Here is a 25,763-nt window from a genome sequence, read left to right on the forward strand (position 1 = left end):
TTAGTTTTCGACTTACCAAACAAACGGTCAGTAAGTGGCCAACCATCGAAACGCAGGAGCAAACGACATGACTGAAGCCAACAGCGGTGCAGGCCGGGTGACCCGGGAACGGCGCGGACACCTGATGCTGATCGGTCTGGACCGGGCCGGCAAACGCAACGCCTTCGACAGCGCGCTGCTGACCGACCTGTCACTGGCCATCGGCGAGTACGAACGTGACGAACAATTGCGCTGCGCCGTGCTGTTTGCCCACGGCGAGCATTTCACCGCCGGGCTCGACCTGATGGAACTCACGCCGAAGCTCGCCTCCGGCAGCTTCCGTTACCCCGAAGACGGCATCGATCCCTGGGGAGTCTCGGCGCCGCGGCGCCGCAAACCGATGGTGGTGGCCGTCGAAGGCACCTGCTGGACCGCCGGCATCGAGTTGATGCTCAATGCCGACATCGCCGTCGCCGCCGACAACGCGCGGTTCGCGCACCTGGAAGTCCTGCGCGGCATTTCGCCGGCCGGCGGCTCCACCGTGCGTTTCACCCGCGCCGCCGGCTGGGCCGCGGCCATGCGCTACATGCTCACCGGCGAAGCGTTCGACGCCGCGCAGGCCCTGGAGATGCGCCTGCTGAGCGAAGTGGTCGTTCCCGGCCAGGCGCTGCCCCGTGCCCTCGAATACGCTGAACGCATCGCCAAGGCTGCACCGCTGGCGATCCGGGCCACCTTGCAATCGGCCTTCCTGGCCCAGGACGAAGGCGACGGCGCCGCCCTGTCGACACTCAACGAACAACTCCTGGCGCTGATCAAGAGCGAGGACGTGCGCGAGGGCGTCATGGCGATGATGCAAAAGCGCGATCCGTGCTTCACGGGCCGTTGATGATTTGTCCCTCTCCCACTGAACAAGCGAACCCGACGATGAACACCCTCGCCTCTCCCTTCATCAACCCGGTGCAGACGCAAAAGGTTGCGCTGGTCGCCCGTGACGGCTACCGGCTCGGTGCCCTGCTCTACCGGGCGTCCGGCACCGCCAAAGGCAATCTGATCGTGGCGGGCGCCACTGGCGTCCAACAGCGTTTCTACCGGCGCTTTGCCGAACACGCGGCGCAGCAGGGATTCAACGTCCTGACCCTCGATTACCGGGGCATCGGCGAGTCGAAACCGGCTTCGCTCAAGGGCTTCGAGATGGCCTACCTGGACTGGGCCAGCCAAGACCTGGCCGCCGCCGTGGATCTGTTCGACGGGCAAACACAGCCGCTGTACTGGGTCGGCCACTCGTTCGGCGGCCACGCCATCGGCCTGCTGCCCAACCACCGGGCGCTGACCGCTTGCTATTCGCTGGGCGCCGGCGCCGGGTGGAGCGGCTGGATGTCCAGGGCCGAAGCGCTGAAGACGCGCCTGCTCTGGACACTGGTGCTGCCGGCCATCGTCGCCTGCAAGGGCTACATGGCCTGGAGCGTGCTGGGCATGGGCGACGACCTGCCGCTGGGCGTCTACCAGGCCTGGAAACGTTGGTGCCGGTTTCCGCATTACTACTTCGACGACCCTGCCATGGCCCACCTCCAAGCGCTGTACGCCGACGTCACGACGCCGTGCGTGTTCGCCACCTCGGTGGACGATCCTTGGGCGCCTCCACGCTCGCGCGACGCCTTCGCCCAGGCCTACCGCAACGCGCCGCTGACCACCCCCGACCTGACGCCGCCCGCCGGCACCGCCCCCTACGGGCACATGGGCTATTTCCGGGACGGATCGCAACCGCTTTGGGACGATATCCTGCGCTGGCTGCAAGACCATTGACCCGTTCCGGCCATCGCCATTGCGCATCGGCGCAGCCTTCTTGCGCACGGCAAACGCCATCGCGAAGGCCCTTTTCATTGAACCCCCGCGCTTTTTCTGCACAATGGCAGGCATTCGAAACACCACCGAGACCCCTGATGTCCCTGACTCCTCACGACGAACGACTCATCAAGGCGCTGGCACTGGCCATCGTCGATCGCCCGCGGGCGACGCTCAAGGAGCTGGCCGAGGCCGCCGGCGTCAGCAAGGCCACCCTGCACCGCTTCTGCGGCACCCGCGACAACCTGGTGCTGATCATGGAAAACCACGGCGAAACCGTGCTCAACCAGATCGTCGGCACCACGGACCTGGTGCACGGCGAGCCCCTGGCGGCGCTGCGCAGCCTGATCAACGAACACCTGGCCCATCGCGAGATGCTGGCGTTCCTGCTGTTCCAGTACCGTCCCGACACGCTCAACGGCGGCGACGAGCGCTGGCAACCCTATGCCGACGCGCTGGATGCGTTTTTCCTGCGCGGCCAGCAACTGGGCGCGTTCCGCATCGACATCACGGCGGCGGTGTTCACCGAACTGTTCCTGACCATGATCTTCGGCATGGTCGACGCCGAACGCCGCGGGCGCGCCGCCAGCGCCAACTCGGCCCATGTGCTGGAACTGATGTTCCTGCAAGGCGCCGCCTCCGCCCCCCGCCCGGAATAACCCGCCCGCCGCAGGACGCTGCGCATAAAAAAGCCCCGCGACCCAAAGGGTGCGGGGCGAGCGGGTCGAAGCTTCCAACCCAAGGAGCACGCAACGTGCGTTTACCGGTTGGCGAGCTTCTCGCCCGGCCAGCCGCCGCCCAACGAGCGGAACAGGTCCACCAGCGCGATCTGACGCTGGGTGCCGACTTCGATCAAAGCCGATTCGTCGATGAAGCTGCTGCGCTGGGCATCGAGATAGCGCAGGTGGCTGTCGATCCCGCCTTCGTAGCGGGCCTTGGCCAGGGTCAGGGTCTCGCGGCTGGTGTCGGCCAGCGCACGTTGGGCCTGTTCCTCGCGGCGCAGGGTGTCGGTGGCCGACAAGGCGTCCGCCACTTCACGGAACGCCGTCTGGATCGTGCCTTCGTACGCGGCCACCGCCGAATCCTTGCGCGCCTCGGCCAGGCTCAGCCCGGCGCGGTTGCGGCCGCCGTCGAACAGCGGCACGGAAAGGTTCGGCACGAAGCTCCAACTGCGCGATCCGCCGTCGAACAGGCCGGACATCTGCGCGCTGGAGGTGCCGAAGCTGCCGGTCAGGGTGATGCGCGGGAAGAACGCCGCCCGGGCCGCGCCGATGTCGGCGTTGCGCGCCTGCAAGCGGTGCTCGGCAGCCAGGATGTCCGGGCGACGCTCGATCAGCGACGACGGGGTGCCCGGCGCGATGTCCTGCACCAGCATCGGCGAGGCCTGAGCAGCCTTCGGGATCGACTTCGCCGCATCCGGCGTGCCGAGCAACAGCACCAGGGCGTTGAACGCCTGTTGCTTCTGACGCAGGTTGCGCTCCTGCTCGGCGCGGGACTGCTCCACCAGCCCCAGCGCTTCCTGATAGTCCAGGGCGCTGGCGGTGCCGACCGAGCGGCGCTGGCTGATCAGGGCGAAGGAGTATTCGCGGCTGATCAGGGTCTGGCGGGTCAACGTCAGACGGCGCTGGGCGCCGTCGTGCACCAGGTACGCCTGGCTGACCTCGGCGATCAGGGCGATCCGCGCGGCGCGGGCCGCCTCCTCCGTGGCCAGGAACTCCTGGAGCGCGGAGTCGCTGAGGCTCTTCACCCGGCCGAACAGGTCCAGTTCGTACTCGGGCAGCGCCAGGCCGACCTGATACTGACTGGCGACTTCTGAACGGCCGCTGTTGGACAAGTCCGCCGGCTGCCGCTGGCGGTTGCCCGAGGCCCCGGCGTTGAGGCCCGGCACCCGGTCGGCGCGCTGGATGCGGTACTGCGCGCGGGCCTCTTCGATGTCCAGCAATGTCTGGCGCAGCGAACGGTTGTTGTCCAGGGCCGTGGTGATCAGGCCCCTCAACTGCGGGTCGACGATGAACGTCTGCCAGGACAGTTCGTTGATGGCCGTACCGGTGGGGGCCGACTGGCCGCGCCAGTGGTCGGCCACGGGCGCGGCGGGCCGCTCGTAGGTCGGCGCCAGGGAACAGCCGCCCAGGGCCAGGGCGATCAACAGCGAGGAAATGGCTGAAAGACGCATGGGATCACTCCTGGGCCAGGGCCGGTTTTTCGGAAGGCTCGGACTGTTCGATCGGAGCCGGTTTGCGGCGCAGCACTTTCAGCACCCAGACAAAGCAGATCGGCACGAACAGCACGCCCAGCAGCGTGGCGCTGAGCATCCCGCCGATGACGCCGGTGCCGATGGCCCGCTGGCTCATGGCGCCTGCGCCGGTGGCCAGGGCCAGCGGCACCACGCCGAGGATGAACGCCATCGAGGTCATCACGATCGGGCGGAAGCGCAGGCGTGCGGCTTCCAGCGCGGCGTCGCGCAGGCTGTAGCCCTTCTCCCACAGTTCCTTGGCGAACTCGACGATCAGGATCGCGTTCTTCGCCGCCAGGCCGATGATGGTGATCAGGCCCACCTTGAAGTACACGTCGTTGGGCATGCCGGTGACCATCACCGCCAGCACCGCACCGATGGCGCCGATGGGCACGATCAGCATCACCGTCAACGGGATCGCCCAGCTTTCGTACAGCGCCACCAGCAGCAGGAACACCACCAGGATCGCCAGGGCGAACAGCTGCGTGGCCTGGCCGCTGGACACTTTCTCCTGGTACGACAGGCCGGTCCACTCGTAGCTGAAGCCCGCCGGCAACTGCGCAGCCAGGCGTTCCATCTCGGCCATGGCCTCGCCGGTGCTGGAACCCGGTGCGGCGTCGCCGACGATACGGATCGACGGGTAACCGTTGTAGCGCACCAGTTGCACCGGGCCTTCTTCCCAGTGGGTGGTGACGAACGCGCTGAGCGGCACCAGATTGCCCGCGCTGTTGTGCACGTACAGCTTGAGCACGCTTTCCGGGGTCATCCGGTCGCCCTGCTCGGCCTGCACCACCACCCGCTGCTGACGGCCGGCGTTGGTGAAGTCGTTGATCACCTCGGAACCGAACGCCGCCGACAAGGCGCCGCTGACCGATTCGAAGCTCACGCCCAGGGTGCGCGCCTTGTCGCGGTCGATCACCACGCGCAGCTGCGGCGACTCGGCCAGGCCTTCCATCATCGCGTAGAGGATTTTCGGGTTGCCGTTGGCCTGGCCCAGCAGTTGGTCGCGGGCAGCGATCAGAGCCTCCCGGCCGAGGCCGGCGCGGTCCTGCAGACGCAGGGCGAAACCGCCGGAGTTGCCCAGGCCGTCAATCGGTGGCGGCGGCACCGCCATCACTGCGCCGTCGCGGGGCACGGCGAACTGCTCGTTCAAGGCATTGATTTGCGCCAGGGCCGATTGCTCCTCGTTGCGCAGCGACCAGTCCTTGAAGGTCGGGAACACCAGCGCCGCGTTGTCGCCCATGCCGGAGAAGCTGAAGCCCGAGACCAGGAACGTCGAGGCCACCGCCTCGCGGGTGGCGAGGTAGCGCTCAAGCTCCGCGCCGGCGGCATCGGTGCGGGTGCGGGTGGCGCCCGGCGGCAACTGGATGTCGACGATCATGTAGCCCTGGTCTTCCACGGGCACGAAGGACTCCGGCAGGCGCACATAGAAGTAGCCGAGCATGGCGATGATGCCGACATACACCAGCATCATGCGGCCGGCACGCATCACCAGGGCATTGTTGAGCAGCGAATAGCGCTCGGTGAGCCGGGCGAAGCCACGGTTGAACGCGCCGAAGAAGCCGCGCTTTTCATGATGCCCGTGAGGGATCGGCTTGAGCAGCGTGGCGCACAGCGCCGGGGTGAAGGTCAGCGCCAAAAAGCCCGAGAACAGGATCGACACCGCCAGCGACACCGAGAACTGCTGGTAGATCACGCCGACCGAACCGGACATGAACGCCAGCGGCATGAACACCGCCGACAACACCAGGGTGATGCCGACGATCGCGCCCGACACCTGCCCCATCGCCTTGACCGTGGCGTCCACCGGCGACAGCCCTTCCTCGGCCATGATCCGTTCGACGTTCTCCACCACCACGATGGCGTCGTCCACCAGGATGCCGATGGCCAGCACCATGCCGAACATGGTCATCATGTTCACCGAGAAGCCGAGCAGGTACATCATCAGCAGCGTACCGGCCAGGCACACCGGCACCACGATCGACGGGATCAACGTGTAGCGGATGTTCTGCAGGAACAGGAACATCACCAGGAACACCAGCACCATCGCTTCGACCAGGGTATGGATCACCTTCTCGATGGCGACGTCGACGAACCGCGAGGTGTCGTACGGGACGGAGTATTCCACGTCAGCCGGGAAATACTGCGACAGCTCGGCCAGACGCGCCTTCACCGACGCGGCGGTCTGCAGCGCGTTGGCGCCCGGCGACAACTGGATCGCCGCCGCCACCGCCGGCCGGCCGTTGAGCCGCGAGGTGAAGTTGTAGCTTTCCTGACCGATTTCCACCCGCGCGACATCCGCGAGCTTGACGGTCGAGCCGTCTTCGTTGGCGCGCAGGACGATCCGGCCGAACTCCTGCGGGTTGTCCAGCGTACCTTTCACCGCCAGGGTGGCGGTCAGCTCCTGCTGGCTGCTGCCCGGCGCACTGCCGAAACTGCCTGCCGGCACCTGCACGTTCTGCCCGCGGATGGCCGCGCTCACGTCGTCGATGGACAGTCCGTAGCCCACCAGTTTCTGCGGGTCGATCCAGACCCGCATGGCCGCTTCGGAGGAAAAGAACTGCAGCTTGCCAACGCCCGGCACACGGCGCAATTCGTTGTTGATGTTGCGCGCGGCGTAGTCGCCCAGCGCGGTCGTGTCGCTGTGCTGCGCGCCTTCTTTGTAGTTGAGCGCGTAGATCAGCAGGAAGCCGGCGCTGGTCTGCTCCACCTCAAGGCCCTGGGTCAGCACGGCCGGCGGCATGCGCGCCTCGGCCTTCTTCAAGCGGTTCTGCACGTCCACCTGGGCCAGCTGCGGATCGGTGCCGGGCTGGAACGTCACCACGATTTCGGCGATGCCGTTGGAGTTGTTGGTGGACTCGAAGTACAGCAGGTCGCGGGCGCCGTTGAGCGACTCCTCGATCACGCTGGTGACCGAGTCCACCAGCACTTTGGCGGAGGCACCGGGATAGGTCGCCGTCACCTTGATCTGCGGCGGCGCGACGTTGGGGTACTGCGCCACCGGCAGCATCGGGATGGCCAGCAACCCGGCCAGGGAGATGAACAACGCCACCACCCAGGCGAAGTTCGGGCGGTTGATGAAAAATCGGGACATCGGAAAATCCTCGCGGCCACCGGGCCTTACTGATGGGCGCCGGACAACTGTGCTTGAGCTTGAGCCTGGGCCTGACTGGCCGTGACCTTGGCGCCCGGCTGCAGGCCGGCCATGCCGCCGACGATCACCTGGTCACCGGCCTTCAGGCCTTCGCTGATCTGCCAGCGCGAACCTTGCATCGCGCCGGTCTGCACGCTGCGGGCCTCGACCCGCTCGTCCGCGCCGACCACCAGCACCGTCGCGCCGCCGTCGCTGCCGCGCTGCACCGCGCGCTGCGGCACCAAGATCGCCTGGCCGTCGGTGCCTTGAGGCGTGCGCACCCGCACGTACATGCCCGGCAGCAGCACGCCGTCGGTGTTGGCGAACTTGCCGCGCAGCGACACCTGGCCGGTGCCGCGGTCCACCGCCACGTCGGTGAACATCAGGGCACCCTGGCGCTCGTAGGCCGTGCCTTCGACGCGGATCGACAAGGCGTTGTTGCCGTTGGCCGAGAGCTTGCCGTCCTTGAGCGACTCACGCAGGCGCAGCGCGTCGGCCGCCGACTGGGTGAAGTCGACATACACCGGATCCAACTGCTGGATCCGCGCCATCAGCGTGGCGTCGCCCTGCCCGACCAGCGCGCCTTCGGTCACGAGCGCACGGCCGACCCGGCCGGAAATCGGTGCGGTGACCGAGGCATAGCCGAGGTTGAGACGGGCCGTTTCCACATCGGCCTGGGCCGTGCGCGCAGCCGCTTCGGCGCCGCGCAGCTGGGCGGTGGCGCTGTCGAAGTCCTGCTGGCTGACCGCTTCGATCTTCACCAGCGGCTCGTAGCGCTTGAGCCGCGCCTGCGCCTCCTGCTGCGTCGAGCGGGCCCGGGCCAGTTCGCCTTCGGCACGCGACAGCGCGGCCTTGAGCGGAGCCGGGTCGATCTGGAACAGCAAGTCGCCGGCCTTCACGTCCGCGCCTTCCTCGAACCGCTTGTGCAGGACGATGCCCGACACCCGTGCGCGCACTTCCGCCACCCGCATCGGCTCGACCCGGCCCGGCAGCTCCGAGCTCAACGCCAGCGGTTCGGTGACCACCGGCACCACCTCGACCGGCCGCGGGACTTCAGCCACGTCCTGCCGATCGTCCGCCGCCCCGCACCCGGCCAGCGCAATGGCCATCGCCAGTGAACTCGCCATCCCTATTGCACGCAAATTACCCATGAGACACCCAAGGCTTGATCAAGAATGGCGCGAATGCTACTTTCAGATTCGTTATGAGTCAAATATGTCTCATATGAATGTTTTTTGTCATTTCCTTGAATCCGACCCTGGTCTGCGCCATGCCCCCGACAGAAATGCCTGCATCCGCCACCGCTCCACCTGCCTTGGACTGGGCGCATCCACCGACGCCCCACGATGAGCATCTGTTCAAGCGCCTGACGGCGGCGTTCGTCAGCCGGCCCCGGGCAACCATGAAGGAACTGGCGCAGATGGCTGGCCTGAGCAAGGCCACCCTGCACCGCTTCTGCGGGACGCGGGACAACCTGTTGAACCGGCTGGAGCTGCATGCCGAAAACATGCTCAGGATGATCATCGCCAACGCCCGGCTCGACCCCGCCGATGCACAGGAGGCCCTGCGCCGCCTGATCCGCGAGCACCTGACGCACCGCGAACTGATGGCGTTCCTGATGGTCCAGTACCGGCCCGACTCGCTGGACTTCGACCAGCCGGACGCACGCTGGAAACCCTATTTCGATGCGCTGGACCGGTTCTTTCTCGGCGGCCAGCAACTGGGCGTCATCCGGATCGACATCACGGCGGCCGTGCTCACCGAACTGTTCATCTCACTGATGTACGGCATCGTCGATGCCGAACAGCGCGGGCGTGCGGCGCCGGCCGACTCGGCCCGGGCGGTGGAGCAGATGTTCCTGCACGGCGCCGTGGGCGGCGAACAGACCGCTGCGGCCCATTGACGACGGCGGCCGGGCAGGCCGTCGCGCAAAGTCAAAAACCAGTCATGCAAAGCCAATCAATCGGCGCGGGACTGGCCAAGAATCCAGGTGCTCTCTTCGCAATCATTCGAGACCTGCACCAATGGAATTCGACTACATCATCGTGGGCGCCGGCTCCGCCGGCTGTGTGTTGGCCAACCGGCTCAGCGCCGATCCCGGGATCCGGGTGTGCCTGCTGGAAGCCGGGCCACCGGACACCTCGCCGCTGATCCACACGCCGGTGGGCGTGGCGGCCATCCTGCCGACCCGTCACGTCAACTGGGCCTTCCACACCGTCGCGCAACCGGGCCTGGGCGGGCGCCTGGGCGGGCGCCTGGGCTACCAGCCCCGGGGCAAGGTGCTGGGCGGCAGCAGTTCGATCAACGGCATGGTGTACATCCGCGGCCACCGCAGCGACTTCGACGACTGGCAAGCGCTGGGCAACGACGGTTGGTCGTACGAGGACGTGCTGCCGTACTTTCGCAAGAGCGAAAGGCACCACAAGGGCAGCACCGATTTCCACGGCGCCGACGGCGAACTGCATGTCAGCCCCGCCCATCGCCACCCCGCCACCGAGGCCTTCGTGGCCGCCGGCCGGATGGCCCGGCACCGCTACAACCCCGACTTCAACGGCGAAGACCAGGAAGGCGTCGGCTACTACGACGTGACGATCCGCGACGGCCGCCGCTGGAGCGCCGCCAGCGCGTTCCTCAACCCGGCGCGCCGGCGCAGCAACCTCACCGTGCTGACCGGCGCCCGGGCCCGGCGCATCCTGCTGGAAGGCAAACGGGCCGTGGGGGTCGAGCTGACGCTCAACGGTTCACGGGTGTCGATCAAGGCGCGCAAGGAAGTGCTGCTGGCCGCCGGCACCTTCGGCAGCCCGCACCTTTTGATGTTGTCGGGCATCGGGCCTTCCGCCGAGCTCCAGCCCCAGGGCATCGCCGTCCAGCATGAACTGCCGGGCGTCGGGCAGAACCTGCGCGACCACCCGGACGTGGTGCTCTGCTACAGGAGCACCGACACCTCGCTGCTCGGCGTCTCGCTGGGCGGCAGCCTGAAAATGGGCAAGGCGGTGGTCGACTATGTGCGCCACAGGCGCGGCCCGCTGTCGAGCAACTGCGCCGAGGCCGGGGCGTTCCTCAAGACCCGGCCGGAGCTGGAACGGCCGGACATCCAACTGCATTCGGTGATCGGCGCCGTGGACGACCACAACCGCAAGCTGCATTGGGGCCACGGCTTCAGTTGCCACGTCTGCGTGCTGCGGCCCAAAAGCGTCGGCAGCGTGGGCCTGAACTCCGCCGACCCGGCGGCCGACCCGCGCATCGACCCCAACCTGCTGGCCCACGACGATGACGTGCAGACCCTGCTCAGGGGCTACCGCATCACCCGCGAGATCCTCGCCCAGTCGCCGATGGGCCGCTTCGGCCTCAAGGACCTGTACAGCCAGGATCTGCACAGCGACGAGCAGTTGATCGAACTGCTGCGCCGACGCACCGACACCATTTACCACCCGGTCGGCACCTGCAAGATGGGCCACGACGAGACGGCCGTGGTCGATGACCGCCTGCGCGTGCATGGCCTGGAGGGGCTGCGGGTCATCGACGCCTCGATCATGCCGACGCTCGTCGGCGGCAACACCAACGCGGCCACCTACATGATCGCCGAGCGCGGCGCCGAATGGCTGGCGTCGGCCTGAACCCAAGAATTCGTGCGAGACAGAACAATGAATGCCAATCACAACAAGACCGTACGCCTGACCGGCTGGGCGGCGATTCTCGGCGGCGTGTTCGCCTACCTCAACGTCGGGCTGATGGCCGTGGCCACCCAAGGCGACATGGCGGTCACCCTGCAAGGCGCGACGATGCTCGCGCTGCCGGCCGGATCCCGGCAGCTGTTCCGGCTGTCGATGTTCGCCGACCTGCTGGGCTTCTACCTGCCGCTGCTGGCCATCGGCGGCCACCTGTGGAGCAAGTACCGACAGCAGGCGGGTGCCCAGGGCGACATGGCGGCCCTGGCCATCACGGTGTACGTGACGCTCGGGCTGGTCGGCGCCTGCCTGCAACTGGCCGCCCTGAACCCGTTGGCGCAACTGCATGCCTCAGGCGATCCGGCGACCAAAGCCGCCGCCGAAGCGGCCTGGACCGCCATCGCCACCGCGTCGCAAAAAGGTTTGTGGTGGTGCGAGGGCCCCGTCGTGCTGTTCTGGGGCCTGGTGGTCGGCGCGCAACTGAAGCGCGACGGCTGGAGCGCGTCCCTGCGCTTGCCGCTGGCGCTGGTCGGCGTGTGCTTTGGCCTGGCGTTCCCGGTGGGGTTCTTTCCCGCAATGGACCGGTTGTCTTATGGGTTGCTGGTGGTCATCGTCGCGGTCTTCCCCCTGTGGATGATCCTGTTCGGCTCGCGGCTGCTGCGCCGGGGTGAACTCAACGCTACCCAGCCCCTCACCGCGAAGTGACCGCCGCGCGACCGGCCGCCCTCAGGCGTGCGACCGGTCGCGGTGCTTCTTGGCAGTGGTGCCGAACCAGCGCTGGCACGAGCGGCTGAACACGCTTTGCTCGGCATACCCCAACAGGCCGGCGATCTGCACCATCTGCAACCCCGAGCGGCACAGGTAATGGTCGGCCAGCCGGCGCCGCTCGCGGTCGAGCAGTTCCTCGTAGCGCACCCCTTCGCTGTGCAGGCGCCGTTGCAGGGTGCGCGGATGCAGGGTCACGCCGTCGGCGACGTTCTCGATGTTGCAGTGCCCGGTCGGCAGCAGCCGGCCGATCAGCTCGACGACCCTCAGGCTCAACGCGGCGGTGCCCGGCGCGTAACTCGATTCCAGGTAACGGGTGGCGTAATGCAGGGTCTGGGCGTCGGCGTGGTCGATGGCGCGCGCGGCCAACGACAAAGGCATGCGCCAGCCGCACCAGTCCTGTTCGAACCTCACTTCGCAGCCGAAGGTCTTTTCGTAGCCGCGCACCGGACTCAGCGGCGGGTGCAGGAACGACACCTGCAGCGGGTGCGCGCCTTCGCCGGCCAGCAGCTTCAGGATCTGCAGGGCGTTGGCCAGGCTCAACTCGTAGGACTGGCGCAACTGCGGCGCCGAGAGTTCGCTGATCCGGTAATCGAACTGCACCCAGCCGGCCTCGTCATGTCGCGTGAAGCCGAGCTGCAACGCCGGGCTGTGGATGTAGAGGTAACGGGCGATGGCCTCGAAGGCGTCCAGCACGGTGGCGCAGTTGCGGGCGATGACCGCCACCGGTCCGAGGATCTCCAGCCCCTGCCACCGGGCGAGCCGCAAGCCGAAGTCGGCGCACTTGAGCTCCACCGCCGTCGCCTCCAGCAGCAGGGACGCGCTGCGGTACAGGTAGAACGCGTCGTCCGGCCGCTCATGGGCCGGCGGAATGTGGAAACGGCCGAGCAGGCGCTGCGGGTCGCCCCCCAGCTCGCGGACCAGTTCGTCGTAGCCCCACAGGTTTGTCGCCCGGATCAGATGACTCATTGTTGTGCTCTTGTGCGGTCAGGGTGTCGCCAAATGTCAATCGACTGTCATGTCCCGTCAATCAATTTCTGCGCCCGCCCTCTACATTACCCAGGCTGTCGAGCGAGCCTCGATGCTTTGTCAATGTGCCCGGAGCAACGTCATGAACAACAACGACTACGACGTACTGATCATCGGCGCAGGCCTTTCCGGCATCGGAACCGCTTGCCACCTGAGCGAAGAATGTCCAGAGAAACGCCTGGCGATCCTGGAGCGGCGCGATTGCGCGGGGGGCACGTGGGATCTGTTCCGCTACCCGGGCATCCGCTCCGATTCGGACATGCTCAGCTACGGCTACCGGTTCCGCCCTTGGGACAGCCCGAAAGTGCTGGCCGACGGCGCCGCCCTGCGCCAGTACATCCAGGACACGGCCCAGGCGTTCGGCATCGACGACAAGATTCATTTCGGCCTGAAGATCATCGGCGCCGACTGGTCCACCGCCGACCGGCGCTGGCACCTGACCGCCCTGCACGAGGCCAGCGGCAGCCTGCGTACCTACCGCTGCAAGCACCTTGTGTGCTGCACCGGCTACTACAACCATGACGAGGGGTTCCTGCCGTCCTTCGCCGGAGAGGAAGACTTCAAAGGCCTGCGGATCCACCCGCAGCACTGGCCGCAGAACCTGGACTACACCGGCAAGCGCGTCGTGGTGATCGGCAGCGGCGCCACCGCCGCCACGCTGATCCCGGCCATGGCGCAGACCGCCGGGCACGTCACCATGCTGCAGCGCTCGCCCTCCTACATCTACTCTTTGCCGGCCGAAGACAAGCTGACCGCCGCGCTCACGCACCTCATGCCGCCCCGGTGGGCCTACGCACTGGCGCGCAAGCGCAACATCCTGATGTACCGCTGGGTCTACGTGGCGTGCCGGCGCTGGCCGACGCTGATGCGCAAGTTCCTGCTCAGCCATGTCCGGCGCCAGGTCGGCCCCGGCGTCGACATGCGCCACTTCACCCCGGCCTACATGCCCTGGGACGAGCGCCTGTGCGCCGTGCCCGGCGGCGACCTGTTCAAGGCCGTGCGCCAGGGCAAGGCCAGCGTGGCGACCGACCGCATCGAGCGGTTCACCGAGCGCGGCATCCTGCTCAAGTCCGGCCAGCACCTGGACGCCGACATCATCGTCACGGCCACCGGCCTCAAGCTGCAATTGCTGGGGGGCCTGACGCTGTCGGTCGACGGCGTGCCCTACCCGGTCAACGAGCACCTGACCTACAAGGGCGTGCTGCTGGAGAACCTGCCCAACCTGGCGTGGATCTTCGGTTACACCAACATTTCCTGGACGCTGAAGGTCAGCCTGTCTGCCAGGTACCTGTGCCGCCTGTTCAAGTTCATGGACCGGCACGGCCTGGAAACCGTCGCTCCGATTGACGACGACGGCAACGCCTTGAACGACGGCATCATGGACTCGATGAAGTCCGGCTACATCCAGCGCGACCGGCAGATCCTGCCGCGCCAGGGCAAGGCGCATCCGTGGCGCGTGCTGATGAACTACAGCGCCGACAAGCAAATGCTGCTCAAGGATCCGGTCGAGGATCCGCGCCTGACGTTCCAGCCGCTGCGCCAGGCGCAGCCCGCCCCGCGCACAACCGCGCTGCTGTGAGGTGGGCGATGACATCCCTAAGACAAGGCTCGACCCGCGAACCCGGCCACACCCGCTTCGTCCGTCCCCGCCGGGGCCGTTTGATCGGCGCGCTGCTCAACGGCCTGCTGCGCCTCACCGTCAAGTGGCGGCACGGGTTGCGCATCGACATCGCCGCGCTGCGCGATCAACTGGCGAAACTCGACCGCCAGGCGCCGCACCGGTTGCTGGCCGGCGTGCAGCGCCAACGGGTGGACTGCAACGGCGTGAACGCCCATTGGCTAGTGCCCAAGACCTGCCGGCCGAAACGCGTGCTGCTCTATCTCCATGGCGGCGCCTTCGTCGGCTACACGGCGGACACCTATGCCGGCATGGTCGCATCGTGGTGCAAGGCGCTGGACGCCCGGGCCTTGATGGTCGATTACCGGTTGGCGCCGGAGTCGCCGCACCCGGCGGCGCTGCAAGACTGTTTCACTGCGTACCAATGGCTACTGGACCAGGGCGTCAAACCGCAGCACATCGTGCTGGCCGGCGATTCGGCCGGCGGCAACCTGGCGCTGGCCACCTTGCAGCACCTGAAACACGCAGGCCTGCCGCTGCCCTGCTGCGCGGCGTTGCTGTCGCCGTTCCTGGACTTCACCCTCAGCGGCGCCAGCGCCCTCACCAACGCCCGCCGCGATCCGGTGTTCACCCACGCCTTCGCCATCGGCATCCGGGGCTTCTACGCCAGCGCCGAACAGCATTCGCTGCCGGCGGTGTCGCCGCTGTTCGGCGACTTCCACGCACTGCCACCGTTGCTCTTGCAGGTCGGCAGCACCGAGATGCTGCTGGACGACGCCGTGCGCGCCGCCGCCAAGGCCCGCGCGGCCGGCGTGACGGTGCAGCTGGAGGTCTGGCGGCACCTGCCCCATGTGTTCCAGATGGTTGCCGCACTGCCGCAGTCCCGTGAGGCCGCACGGCACATCTGCGACTTCGTCCGGGTTCATGCAGGCTGGAGTGCCGACTGTTGAATGGTGCTCCATTCATTTAAATAACAGTCGTTTCGCTTATGTGGAAGACGCGGATACGCTCGGTCGGCCATGTGGCGAACTGATGGAGGAAAGCGCTATGCAAGCGTCTCTTCGCAAGGCGTTCCGGGAAGACGGAGCCGTGCTGATCAAAGGATTCCTGACCCCGCAACAACTGTCCCAATGCCGGGAAGCCTACGACTGGGCCGTGGACAACCACGGCCCCAACGCCTTCCGGATGTTCAACGACACCGAGCAGCAGGCCCACGTCGACAACGCCAACCCCGTGGCCAAGGACCGGCTGGAGGCACTGGTGGCGAGCCTGCCCCTGGGCTGCCTGTTCGCCGACCTGTGGGGCAGCGAGAACGTCTGGTATTTCGCCGAGGAAGTCTTCCTCAAGGCCGGCGGCCACGGCTCGCGCACCCTCTGGCACCAGGACACGTCCTACCTGCCCTGGGCCGGCGAGCATTGGGGTAACGCGTGGATCAGCTTCGAGTCCGTGCCCAAGCGCAACGCCCTGGAGATCGTGCGCGGCTCCCACCGCGGCCCACGCTACGACGGCACCACCTTCCGCGACCCGGACGACCCGACCCAACCGCTGCACGGCGGCGCGCCGGTCGATGCGGCGTTCCCGGACCGACACACCTTCGTGTTCCGTTTCTTCGGCGACGACGCCACGTTCCAGCCGCTGCCGAGCGACAGCGCCTCAGGCTATCCGCCCCAGGGCTCGCTGTTCGCCAACGAGCTGGCCGGCCTGAAAGCGGGCGACCCGTTCCGCCACCCGACCTTCCGCCGCCTCATCTGCCCTGACCGTGGAGAACTGCCATGAGCGAACCGACACCCAAGCGCGAACTGATCAACCCGCCCCACACGCAAGCGTTCTACGACCAGTACCACTTTTCCCAGGCCAACCGTGTCGGCGACATCGTCTGGGTCTCGGGCCAGGTGGGGATAGACGCCAACGCCGTGCCCGGCGACGGCATCACCCAGCAGTCGTACCTGGCGTTCCAGGCCCTGCGCACGGTGCTTGAAGAGGCCGGCGCGACCCTGGCCGACGTGGTGGAACTGATGACCTTCCACACCGACCTGCAAGCCGACGTCAAGGCGTTCGCCAAGGTCAAGGACGAGTACTTTCCCGACCGTTACCCGGCGTGGAGCGCCCTGGGCATCTCGCAGCTGTCGTTGCCGCAGTTGCGGGTGGAGATCCGCGCCGTGGCCGTGGTCGGCAGCGGCCGCACCTGACCGGCACGCGTCCCGCAGCCCGGGCGGCTGCGGGACGCTCCGGAGCGGATGCTTTCCCCCGGCAAATTTCCTATAGTGCGGGACTGGATCAATTGCGCAACGACCGCGCCCGGAGCTCAGCCATTCCCATGCACGACGCCCCTCGCCCCGCCCCCGCCGCCCACCGCCAGGCCGACGACGGCCAGCCCGAACCCCGTGCCCGCCGGGGCCGCCCCGTGGGCAACCATGAGGAAAAACGCACCGGCCTGCTCAATGCGGTGGTCTCGGTGATCGCCCGCGAAGGCTACGCCGACACCTCGATGCGCAAGGTCGCGCAGCAGGCCGGCTGCACCACCGGCGCCGTCACCTACTACTTCGCCAACAAGGAAGAAATGGTCACGGCCGCCGCCCGCCACCTGTTCGATCAATTCGACATCCTGCTCGACGGCGGCAACGGCGCGGACATCGGCGCACTGATCAAGGACTGGCTGAACCTGGCCAAGACCGACGAGGCGGACGCGTGGCTGGCCCTGTTCCAGTTGATGGCCCACGCCCGGCACGAGCCGGCCTTCGCCCGGGTCTTCGAGGAGCGCTATTCGCGGTTCCGGCAGGTGTTCAGCGCGGTGCTGGCCCAGGGGCAGCGCGACGGCAAGATCCGCAACGACGTGGACGCCACCCTGCTCGCCGACCTGCTCAGCGCCATGGGCGACGGCTGGATGATGGCCAAGCCCATCGAGCCCGAACGGTTCACCCCGGCCAACAAGGACGCCTTGCTGACGACCGTGATGACGCTGCTCGCGCCCGTGCGCTGAACCGGCGGCGGGCCTCCCTGCCGGCCGCCGCTCGCCTCATCGCGCCTGGCCGCCCAACCAGGCGCTGACGGCGTCGATGTCGGCCTCCGACAGCCCCGCCGCCATGGCGTTCATCGCCTGCCCCGGATCCCGGCGGCTGCCCTGCTTGAACCCGTGCAACTGATCCGCCAGATAGAAACGTCCCTGCCCGGCGATGCGCGGCGCCAGCGGGCCACCCGCCGCTTCGTTGCCGTGACAAGCCGCGCAACCCTTGGCGGCGAACACGGTTTTGCCTTGTGCCTCCAGCGCCTTGACGTTGCCGTCGGGCTCGCCCGGCCCCGGCGGCTGCTTCGCGTAGTAGTCCGCCAGGCGCTTGATCTGCTCGTCGCTCAGGCTCGCCGCCAGCGCTTCCATCGTCGGGCTGTGCCGGCGCCCTTGGGCGAAGGCGCGCAATTGCGCCTCAAGGTACGCCGCCTGCTGACCGGCCAGCGCCGGATACCGGGCATTGGCCGCTTGGCCGTTGGCGCCGTGGCACAGCGCGCAGGTGTCCTGCAACTGCGGCCAGGGGCCGACGCTGGCCTGGTAGTGCGCGTCATGGGCGTCCAGGTTCTGCGTGAACCGGTAGCCCTGCCACATCTCGGGGCCGTAGACCCCGGCGAACGCCGCCGCGGACACGGCCGCCAACGCCGTTGCGGTCCGGATGATCCGCTTCATCAGGTCGTCCTCCTGCGCTGCGTCAGCGCCTGCAAGGCTTGCAGCGCCGCCCGGCGGCCTGAGCGCACAGCGCCGTCCATCGCCCCCGGCCAGACCTCGGCGGTCTCGGTGCCGGACCAGATCAGCCGCCCCACGGACGGCCTCAAGTGCCGGCCCCACTGCGTCCAGAAACCCGGCGGCAGCGGTGCGATGCAGCTCAGTGACCAGGGATCGGCCTTGCCCCAGTCGTGATCGTGAAACTGCCGGGGGCGCAGGGCTTCGTCGCCCAAGGCGCGGGCGTAGATGTCCGACAGGATCGCCTCGGCACGCCCGGCATCGCTCGGCAACTGCCCGGTGCGGACGAACGCGTTGAGCACGCCGGCCCGGCCGTCCGGCGGCGAATTGTCGTAGGACCAGATCAACGGCCCCTCCACCTGCACGACCTGCCCGTTCAGGCCCTGGTCGCGCCAGAACGGCCGGTCGTACACATGCACGGTCTTGCGCATCGGCGCGTGGGCCGGCCAGCGGCGCTGCAACTGCGCGCGCCCCTCGGGCAGCGGCGGATCGAACTCGATCCGGTTGCACAGCGCCGGGTTGAGCGCGGCGATCACCTGCCGGGCGCGGACGACGCCCTGGTCGGTGTGCAGCTCGACGATGTCCCGATCCCAACCGACGATCCTGCGCACCGGGCACGACAGCCTGACCTTGTCGCCCAACCCTTCGGCCATCTTCAGGGCCAGCCGCTGCGAGCCGCCGACGAAGCGGGTTTCCTGGGCGCCGTCCTTGATGCCTTCCAGCGTTTCGAGGCTGCAGCCGGAGGTGTTGATGATCGACAGGTAATGCAGCAGGCTCACACCGGCCGGCGAACTGCCGAAGCTCAGGCTCACCGACATGTCGAAGCCGATCCGGTCGACCGGGCTTGCGCCCTCGCGGCTGAGCCATTCGCCGACGGTCTGCCCGTCGAGGGCGGCAGCGTTCTGCGCCGTCCACGGCTCGGCGGCCGGCACCGCGCGGGACATTGCGTTGAGCTTGCCCACCAGCACCGCGTTGGCGTTCGGTCCGCCGCTGGCGTCTTCCTGCACGCTGGCGTCGCCCAGCAGGTAGACCGTCTTGCCTTGGTAATAGGTCGGGAACGTGTCCACCTCCAGTTGCCGGGCCAGATCGGCGATGGCGGTCTGGCCCGGGCCGATCCACTGGCCGCCGGCCTCGGACACCACGCCACCGCCCAGGTCGTGGTTGTAGGTGCGCCCGCCCACCCGGTCCCGGGCCTCCAGCACCTGGAAAGATTCGCAACCGGCCGCCAGCAAGTCCCGCGCCGCGGTCAGGCCCGCCAGGCCGGCACCGAGGATCGCCACATCGAGCACGTCCTCGGGCGTCGATGGCTGCTGTGCAGCGGCCCGCCCGCTCAACGCCAGGCCGCCGACCACCGCCGCCGCCCCGAGCGCCTGCAACAACCGGCGCCGCTGGGCGGCCTCAAGGGGCAATTCGCAGTTTTCTGTGTTCATCGTTGCCTAGTCCTCGGTCGGTTCAGCAGGGTTGCAGCGGGTACGCGGCGTTCTTCGAACGCTCCAGCGCGCAATAGGCGACATGCATCTGCATCAGGCAGAAGGCCCAGGTCACCATGGCCAGGGTGTAGAAGTTCAGGACGACGTTGGTCTCGTCCCCCGGAATTTTGTAGAAGTCGTAGATGCTGGCGATGGCCTGACCGCTGAGCATGGCCAGCGCCAGGCCGATGGCCGCCCGGTGTTCGCCGACGCTCACCAGCCGACACACCACCCACACCAGGTACAGCGAGTAGGCACTCCAGGTGACCAGGTAGAAGTACGGCAGCGGCTTGGCGATGGCGCTGGACAGCACCAGCCCGAACGTCGCCGCCAGGGCAGCCGCGAACAGCAGGATGTCCTTGGTGAGCTGCGGCTTGTAGCCATGGGTGACGGCCATCATGCCGATCACCGCGATCACCGGGATGCCGAAGCCCCGGGAAAACGCATCGCAGAAGAACGAGATGACGTAGGACACCTCCCAGCCCATCAGGAAGTACAGCAAGGCGTTGGTCGCGGAAAACGCCACGACCAGGCACTCGAGCCCCAGCAGCACGTTGCGCTTGCGCAGGAACTTGATGCCATGCACGACGCCGGACAAGACCAGCAGGAACGCGGCAATGCAGATAGCGATGTTTCGAAGATCCATGGCGGCACGCTCGTTTCAGGGTTGTTGTTGTAGTGGTGGGTTGGCTGAAGCCAGGTAATGGGCGATCGCCTTGCGTTCGTCCGCCGACAGCGCGGCGGCCATGGCCTGCATGGCGCCGGTCGGTTCGCGGCGCTGGCCGTCGGCGAACGCGTCGAGCTGCGCCCGCAGGTAGTCGACGCCCTGCCCGGCCAGACGCGGGAACCCGGCGGCGCCTTGCAGGCTTTGGCCATGGCAGGCGACGCAGCCGCGGGTGGTCACCAGTTGCTTGCCCGCGTCCAGCAGGCCGGCATCGGGCCGAAAGCTCTGGTTGTCGGGCGGGCTCTGACGGGCGAAGTAGTCCGCCAAAGCGCGGATGTCCGCGTCGCCCAGGGTCTTGGCCAGCGGCTCCATGTTCGGCGCCCGGCGCTGCCCATCGGCGAACTGCTGCAACTGGTGGATCAGGTACGGCGCCGGCTGGCCGGCCAGGCTCGGGTAGCGTTGATGCAGCGAGCGGCCGCCGTTGCCGTGGCAACCGGTGCAGACGTCGGTCAGGTGCGGCCACGGCCCTTCGGACTCGTAGGCCTGGGCCGAGTCGCCGATGTACTGCTGCAGGTGATAGAGGCCGAGCAGGTCCCGGCCGTAGAAAGCGGCGAGCGACGCGGTCACGGCCAGCACGCCCCATGCGATGCGTTTTTTCATGTGTGCTCCCTAGCCCTGACGCAACGCGTTGAGCACTTGCAGGGCACTGCGGTGCCCCGAGCGCACCGCGCCGTCCATGTAGCCGGCCCAGATGTCGGCGGTTTCGGTGCCCGACCAGTAGAGGTTGCCGCAGGACGGGTGCAGGCAAGCGCCATGGGCACTCCAGAACCCCGGCGGGATCGGCGAGACGCAGGTGATCGTCCACGGGTCGGCGAAACCCCAGTCGTGCTCGCTGTACGACACGGGGTTCAAGGCCTCCTCTCCCAGGCTTTTCGCGTAGGTCTGCGCCAACAGGTGTTTCGCGTCGTCCAGGTCGGAGGGGACTTTGGCGTTGACGATGAAGGCGTTGATCACGCCGATCTCGCCCCCCGGCGGCGAATTGTCGTAAGCCCAGAGGATCGGGCCGTTGAGTTGCAGGGTGTGGCCGTTCAGACCCTTGTCGCGCCAGAACGGGCGGCGGTAGACCATCACCGTCTTGCGCGCCGGCGCATGGGCCGGCCAGGCGCTTTGCAGGGCCGCGCGCCCGGCGGGCAACGGCGGGTCGAAGGTCAGTTGATGGCACAGCGCCGGGTGGATCGCCATGATCACCTTGCGGGCGCGCACCGGGCCCCGGTCGGTGTGCAGCGTGACGACCGGCTGCCCCCAGTCCGAGATCCGCCGCACCGGGCACGACAGGCGCACCTTCGGCCCCAAGGCCTCGGCCATCCTGATCGACAGCAACTGCGAGCCGCCGATCAGCCGGGTGCCCTGGGCGCTGTCCTTGATCGAGTCCAGCCGTGCATATTCGCAACCGGCCGAATTGATCATCGACAGGTAGTGCAGCAGGCCCATCTTCGCCGGCGGCACTCCGCAGGTCAGCGACAGGCTCACGTCCCAGCCGGAGCGGTCCTCAGGCCTGACGCCCTGCCCGGCCAGCCAGTCGCCCATCGACAGCTTGTCCAGTTCGGCGAGCCGCGAAGAAGTCCACGGCGCCCCGCACGGCACGTCCCGCGACAGTTCGCTGAGTTTGGCCGCCAGGGTTTCATCGGTGCCGAAGGTGCCTTCCAGGTCGACTTCGACACGCCCGTCGGCCCCGCCGAGAATCACCGTGCGGCCTTGGTAGTAGCTGGGGAACGTCCCCACCTCCAGTTCCCGGGCCAGGTCCGCCACGGCGGTCTGGCCCGGACCGATCCACTGCCCGCCGGCCTCGGACACGAAGCCCGAGCCCAGGTCGTGATTGAGCGTGCGACCGCCCACCCGATCCCTTGCCTCCAGCACGGCGAACGCTTCGCAGCCGGCCCGTCGCAGATCGCGGGCGGCCGTCAGCCCGGCCAGGCCCGCGCCGATGATCGCCACGTCCAGCACGTCACCGGCAACGTCCTCTGCCGTGTCGCTGGCGTCGGCCAGGCCGATCCTGAGGCCCAGGCCGCCGACGGCCATCGAGGCGCCGGCCAGTTTGAGCAGTTGCCTTCGCGGCAATTCGAACGGACTCCCGGGGGAGTACGGCTTGTCCATGTTCCTACCTCACGCAAGTGGTCTTCTGATGGGGTCGCTCTTTCTTCGGGCAAAGCGAGGCCTGTCCGCCCGGACACGGCGATCCGCGCAGCAGGGTCAAACGGTGTCGTGAACGGCGGCCTGCGCCGGCGCGGGGCTCAGCCGGCCTTGTGCACCCGTCGGTTGGTGAAGCTGTCCAGTTGATGCGCGGCGCCCAGCGCCAGCGTCATCGCGCACCACTGCAACGGCTCCGGCAGCAGCGACGGCGTCTTGTGGCGCAAGGCGGCCAGCAGCGGGTGCTCGATGCCGCCGATGCGTTCCGCCAGCAGATGGCCGATGAACGATTGCGTGGCCACGCCATGCCCCGAGCAGCCGGCGGTGTAATGGATGTTCTGCTGCTTGCCCGTTTCGCCCACCACCGGCAAGGCGTCGAACGCCAGGCTGATGTATCCGCTCCAGCAATGCTGGATGTCGAGCCCGCGCAGCGTCGGGAAACGTTGGTGGAGCGCGATGGCCAGTTGTTGGTAGGCGACGTGGTCCGGCTCGTTGGGGGTCTTGCTGCCGTACACGTAACTGATGCGTTTGGTGGTCAGCACCAGAGTGTTGTGGGCGGTCAGGCGGTGGCTTTCCATGGTCAGGTGGGAAGTCATGATCCCTTCGCGGTTCGGCCAGCCCAGCGACGCCAGCTGCGCCGGCGACAGCGGCCGGGTCTCGATGGCCGAGACCTTGATGGGCATGACCTTGTCGCGCAGCAGCCCGAGCTGCGGGGTGTAGGCGTTGGTGGCGAACACCAGGTGCGGCGCGCGGGCACTGCCTTGCGGCGTCTTGCACTCGATCACAGGGCCTTCGCTGTAGCCGAGCAGCGGCGTGTTCTCGTAGAGCCGCACGCCCGCGCGAATCGCCGCGCGGCGCAGGCCCAGGACGTACTTGCCGGGGTTCAGCGTGCCGCCGCCGGGAATGTGACAGCCGAACAGGAACGCCGGCGGAATGCCCCGCGCCCGCATCTGCGCGTGATCCAGGAAGGTCGCCGGCGAACCCAGCGAGACGCCCAGTTCCATGCTCTCGCGCAAGCGTTTTTCCTGGGAGGGATGTACGCCGGCACGGATGATGCCCGAGGGGTTGTAGTCGCAGTCGATGCCAAGCTCGCCCAGCTTTCTTTCGACATAGCCGACACCTTCGTCGTAGAAGCGGATGATGGACCGGGCCTGCTCATGGCCGACGCGCTTGAGGAACAGCTCGTACTCCAGCCCCTGCCCCCCGCCGAGGTAACCGGCGTTGCGGCCGCTGGCGCCGAAGCCGGCGAATTCCTGCTCGAGGACAATCACTTTCGCGCCCAGGGCCGTGAGCTCCAGCGCCGTGCAGAGGCCGGCGAACCCGGCGCCCACCACGATCACATCGGCGCTGTCGTCGCCGCAAAGGCACGGCTGGATATCGTCCGGGCGCTCAAGCCAGCCGCCCAGGCTGCGAAACGGTCCCGGTTTGGCGGCCGACGGGCTGGATGGGTTCCCGCGGGTCATGGACATGGCAAGTCTCCTGCTCTGCCTGGTGTTTTTCAGGCCGATCTCGTGGTGCTTCGGCGGGCGGCCATTGCGAAAAAACAGAAGCGGCCCGTCAAAACCATTTGACTTGATCACTTGACCAAGTCACGCAAACAAGAGCAAGCGACATGCCAACCGCACGCCTGGATATTCTTTCTTAAGGGAAATCAAACCATTACGCTGCTCACACCGACAAGCCGCCGCCCCGCAAAAGCCAAGCCGGGCAGGATCGTGCACGGTTCCTGTGAATTAAAGAAACAAGTGTTACTTAATTGGTGCACCCCTCCTCACCCTCGGTTTGAAAATCAAAAAGGAAAGAGATGAACCTGCAGCGTGAAATCGACCATCTGTTCGACGGCCAGGCGTTCGCCCGCCCGCTGTTCTATGCCTGTCCGGGCGGGCTGCGCTTCGGGCTCTCCGAAGGCGGCGGGATGATCGAGCAGTTTCTGACAGCGCTGCGCAAATCGACCGAGGTCTGCCGCGATGTCTTCGACGGCGAAGATTCGCTCACCGTCTGTTTGCGAACCCATTCCCGCGGCAACCCGATGGCTCATCGCCCCACGCTCCTGGCGCTGCGGTCAGCGGGCATCCAGATACCCGCCGTCCGCTCGGTCTGGAGCGAGATGATCGACGACGAATGGTTTGACGAGGCGGTGCCCGAGTACTGGGTCAACGTCGCGTTCGAAGCCCCATCGGATCTGCTCCAAGCCGTCCTCTGGTGCGCCATGGCCAGCGACTTCGGCGCCATCAGGCCCAAACCCGGCTGCGCCTTTTACCTCTTCAACCTGAACCGGCAGGTCATGGCGTTCCCCTATGACGACAGGGGCATGGACGTGGTCGGCCCCAACAAGACGCTGCTTTCGCGGCTGTACCGCAAGCACCAGGCGTACTTGCTGGACTATGACCGGGAGGCGATGGACGCGACCTTCGCCGAATCAGGGGATGATTGACATGATTGCCTGAAGCAACTATATATTTGCCTCAGGCAACCATAGGGTCTTTCACCATGTCCCCGATCATCGAGCGCGCCGAAACCGTCCGCCGCTTCAACCGCTTCTACACCCAACAGATCGGCGTATTGCAGGAACACCTGCTGCGCAGCGAGTTCTCGCTGACCGAAAGCCGCATCCTCTACGAACTGGGCTCGCGGGCCGACCTCACCGGCGCCGACCTCTGCCAGATGCTGGGGCTGAACGCGGGTTACCTGAGCCGGGTCATCAGCGGTTTCGAGAAAAAGGGGCTGATCGACAAGACTCGCTCCGCCACCGACGCCCGCGCCTCGTGCCTCGGGCTCACCGACCAGGGCCGGCAAGTGCTGGCCACCCTGGAACACGCCTCCCGCGAAGAGGTCATCGCCCTGTTGCAGCGCCTGCCCGAACCCCGGCAGGAGGAGCTGATCCAGGCGATGAAGCGGGTGCAGAACCTGCTGGGCGGCGGCGAACCGTCCTACCTCTTGCGCGACCCCAAGGCCGGCGACATGGGCGCCGTCGTCCAGCAGCAGGCCGAGCTCTACACCCGCGAGTACGGCTGGAACCACGAGTTCGAGGCGCTGGTGGCCGAGATCGTCGCCAAGTACCTGCGCGAGTTCGACCCGAGCGCCGAGCGCTGCTGGATCGCGGAGAAGGACGGCCGGGTGGTCGGGTCGGTCTTTGTCGTCCGCCATGACGCCACCACGGCCAAGCTGCGGATGCTCTACGTCGATGCCGGCGCCCGGGGCCTGGGGATCGGCAAGCGCCTGGTCGACGAGACCCTGCGTTTCGCCCGCCAGGCCGGCTACAAGACGATGATGCTGTGGACGGTCGACATCCTTACCGACGCCCGCCGGCTGTACCAGAAGGCCGGCTTCCGACTGGTCGAAGAGGAGCCGATGCACAGCTTCGGCAAGGATCTCGTCAGCCAGACCTGGGCGGTGGATCTGTGACGCTGACCGGCCCTGAACAACGGATTCGACCATCACCGGGTGGA

General features: G+C 67.3%; 23 protein-coding genes. 13 read left to right on the forward strand and 10 right to left on the reverse strand.

What is annotated here, in order from left to right; genetic code table 11:
• Window positions 1–67 precede the first annotated feature (67 nt).
• From KVG96_RS11170 to KVG96_RS11180, 3 genes are all read left to right on the forward strand, one after another.
• Entirely contained in the window at window positions 68–865 is a 798-nt protein-coding gene (locus KVG96_RS11170) for a crotonase/enoyl-CoA hydratase family protein (protein ID WP_217892112.1), read from the forward strand.
• 38 nt (window positions 866–903) lie between these two features.
• Window positions 904–1,782, forward strand: a complete 879-nt coding sequence (locus KVG96_RS11175) for an alpha/beta hydrolase family protein (protein WP_217892113.1) — start codon at window positions 904–906, stop codon at window positions 1,780–1,782.
• Window positions 1,783–1,919: 137 nt separating this feature from the next.
• Window positions 1,920–2,480: a TetR/AcrR family transcriptional regulator gene (locus KVG96_RS11180; protein ID WP_217892114.1), complete on the forward strand. Its 561-nt coding sequence runs from the start codon at window positions 1,920–1,922 to the stop codon at window positions 2,478–2,480.
• Window positions 2,481–2,581: 101 nt separating this feature from the next.
• On the opposite strand, the gene KVG96_RS11185 is transcribed toward KVG96_RS11180, so the two are convergent.
• The 3 genes from KVG96_RS11185 to KVG96_RS11195 are packed head-to-tail and all read right to left on the reverse strand — an operon-like array spanning window position 2,582 to window position 8,338.
• Entirely contained in the window at window positions 2,582–3,994 is a 1,413-nt protein-coding gene (locus tag KVG96_RS11185; protein WP_217892115.1) for an efflux transporter outer membrane subunit, read from the reverse strand.
• Between the two features lie 4 nt (window positions 3,995–3,998).
• A complete protein-coding gene (locus tag KVG96_RS11190; RefSeq protein WP_217892116.1) occupies window positions 3,999–7,148 on the reverse strand; it encodes a multidrug efflux RND transporter permease subunit in 3,150 nt (1,049 codons plus the stop codon).
• Window positions 7,149–7,174: 26 nt separating this feature from the next.
• The gene (locus KVG96_RS11195) at window positions 7,175–8,338 is read right to left on the reverse strand and encodes a MexC family multidrug efflux RND transporter periplasmic adaptor subunit (RefSeq protein ID WP_217892117.1); all 1,164 of its coding nucleotides are present in this window, start codon (window positions 8,336–8,338) and stop codon (window positions 7,175–7,177) included.
• Window positions 8,339–8,472: 134 nt separating this feature from the next.
• On the opposite strand from KVG96_RS11195, the gene KVG96_RS11200 reads away from it, so the two are divergent.
• The 3 genes from KVG96_RS11200 (at window position 8,473) to KVG96_RS11210 (ending at window position 11,560) form a co-directional block, all read left to right on the forward strand.
• The gene (locus KVG96_RS11200; RefSeq protein WP_217892471.1) at window positions 8,473–9,090 is read left to right on the forward strand and encodes a TetR/AcrR family transcriptional regulator; all 618 of its coding nucleotides are present in this window, start codon (window positions 8,473–8,475) and stop codon (window positions 9,088–9,090) included.
• Window positions 9,091–9,211: 121 nt separating this feature from the next.
• Window positions 9,212–10,804, forward strand: coding sequence for a GMC family oxidoreductase (locus KVG96_RS11205; RefSeq protein ID WP_217892119.1), 1,593 nt, complete (start codon window positions 9,212–9,214; stop codon window positions 10,802–10,804).
• Between the two features lie 27 nt (window positions 10,805–10,831).
• Window positions 10,832–11,560, forward strand: coding sequence for a hypothetical protein (locus tag KVG96_RS11210; RefSeq protein WP_217892121.1), 729 nt, complete (start codon window positions 10,832–10,834; stop codon window positions 11,558–11,560).
• Between the two features lie 21 nt (window positions 11,561–11,581).
• Here KVG96_RS11210 and KVG96_RS11215 read toward each other — a convergent pair whose 3' ends face one another.
• Complete coding sequence (locus KVG96_RS11215; RefSeq protein ID WP_217892122.1) at window positions 11,582–12,589, reverse strand: AraC family transcriptional regulator; 1,008 nt, start codon at window positions 12,587–12,589, stop codon at window positions 11,582–11,584.
• 142 nt (window positions 12,590–12,731) lie between these two features.
• Between KVG96_RS11215 and KVG96_RS11220 the strand changes: the two genes are divergently transcribed.
• From KVG96_RS11220 to KVG96_RS11240, 5 genes are all read left to right on the forward strand, one after another.
• Entirely contained in the window at window positions 12,732–14,228 is a 1,497-nt protein-coding gene (locus KVG96_RS11220; protein ID WP_217892123.1) for a flavin-containing monooxygenase, read from the forward strand.
• A gap of 8 nt (window positions 14,229–14,236) precedes the next feature.
• Window positions 14,237–15,217: an alpha/beta hydrolase gene (locus KVG96_RS11225; protein WP_217892124.1), complete on the forward strand. Its 981-nt coding sequence runs from the start codon at window positions 14,237–14,239 to the stop codon at window positions 15,215–15,217.
• A 97-nt stretch (window positions 15,218–15,314) separates the two neighbouring features.
• Window positions 15,315–16,043, forward strand: a complete 729-nt coding sequence (locus KVG96_RS11230; RefSeq protein WP_217892125.1) for a phytanoyl-CoA dioxygenase family protein — start codon at window positions 15,315–15,317, stop codon at window positions 16,041–16,043.
• Window positions 16,040–16,456, forward strand: a complete 417-nt coding sequence (locus tag KVG96_RS11235) for a RidA family protein (RefSeq protein ID WP_217892126.1) — start codon at window positions 16,040–16,042, stop codon at window positions 16,454–16,456. The genes KVG96_RS11230 and KVG96_RS11235 overlap by 4 nt, the downstream gene beginning before the upstream one ends.
• 128 nt (window positions 16,457–16,584) lie before the next feature.
• The gene (locus KVG96_RS11240; protein ID WP_217892127.1) at window positions 16,585–17,247 is read left to right on the forward strand and encodes a TetR/AcrR family transcriptional regulator; all 663 of its coding nucleotides are present in this window, start codon (window positions 16,585–16,587) and stop codon (window positions 17,245–17,247) included.
• 36 nt (window positions 17,248–17,283) lie between these two features.
• On the opposite strand, the gene KVG96_RS11245 is transcribed toward KVG96_RS11240, so the two are convergent.
• The 6 genes from KVG96_RS11245 to KVG96_RS11270 form a co-directional block, all read right to left on the reverse strand.
• Complete coding sequence (locus tag KVG96_RS11245) at window positions 17,284–17,940, reverse strand: c-type cytochrome (protein ID WP_217892128.1); 657 nt, start codon at window positions 17,938–17,940, stop codon at window positions 17,284–17,286.
• Window positions 17,940–19,424, reverse strand: a complete 1,485-nt coding sequence (locus KVG96_RS11250; RefSeq protein WP_217892129.1) for a flavin monoamine oxidase family protein — start codon at window positions 19,422–19,424, stop codon at window positions 17,940–17,942. Before KVG96_RS11250 ends, KVG96_RS11245 begins: the two co-directional genes overlap by 1 nt.
• Window positions 19,425–19,446: 22 nt before the next feature.
• On the reverse strand, window positions 19,447–20,109 hold the full coding sequence (locus KVG96_RS11255; protein WP_217892130.1) for a hypothetical protein: 663 nt from the start codon (window positions 20,107–20,109) through the stop codon (window positions 19,447–19,449).
• A gap of 15 nt (window positions 20,110–20,124) precedes the next feature.
• Window positions 20,125–20,787 carry a c-type cytochrome gene (locus tag KVG96_RS11260; protein WP_217892131.1) on the reverse strand — a complete coding sequence of 221 codons (663 nt, stop codon included), beginning with the start codon at window positions 20,785–20,787 and terminating at the stop codon, window positions 20,125–20,127.
• Window positions 20,788–20,796: 9 nt separating this feature from the next.
• The gene (locus KVG96_RS11265; protein ID WP_217892132.1) at window positions 20,797–22,281 is read right to left on the reverse strand and encodes a flavin monoamine oxidase family protein; all 1,485 of its coding nucleotides are present in this window, start codon (window positions 22,279–22,281) and stop codon (window positions 20,797–20,799) included.
• 137 nt (window positions 22,282–22,418) lie between these two features.
• Window positions 22,419–23,783: an NAD(P)/FAD-dependent oxidoreductase gene (locus KVG96_RS11270; protein ID WP_437180489.1), complete on the reverse strand. Its 1,365-nt coding sequence runs from the start codon at window positions 23,781–23,783 to the stop codon at window positions 22,419–22,421.
• Between the two features lie 335 nt (window positions 23,784–24,118).
• On the opposite strand from KVG96_RS11270, the gene KVG96_RS11275 reads away from it, so the two are divergent.
• Together KVG96_RS11275 and KVG96_RS11280 are read left to right on the forward strand one after the other, a co-directional pair.
• Window positions 24,119–24,748 carry a DUF3885 domain-containing protein gene (locus KVG96_RS11275; protein WP_217892133.1) on the forward strand — a complete coding sequence of 210 codons (630 nt, stop codon included), beginning with the start codon at window positions 24,119–24,121 and terminating at the stop codon, window positions 24,746–24,748.
• 56 nt (window positions 24,749–24,804) lie between these two features.
• A complete protein-coding gene (locus tag KVG96_RS11280; protein ID WP_217892134.1) occupies window positions 24,805–25,719 on the forward strand; it encodes a bifunctional helix-turn-helix transcriptional regulator/GNAT family N-acetyltransferase in 915 nt (304 codons plus the stop codon).
• Window positions 25,720–25,763: the final 44 nt, after the last annotated feature.

This window comes from Pseudomonas ekonensis, assembly GCF_019145435.1.
Classification (GTDB): domain Bacteria; phylum Pseudomonadota; class Gammaproteobacteria; order Pseudomonadales; family Pseudomonadaceae; genus Aquipseudomonas; species Aquipseudomonas ekonensis.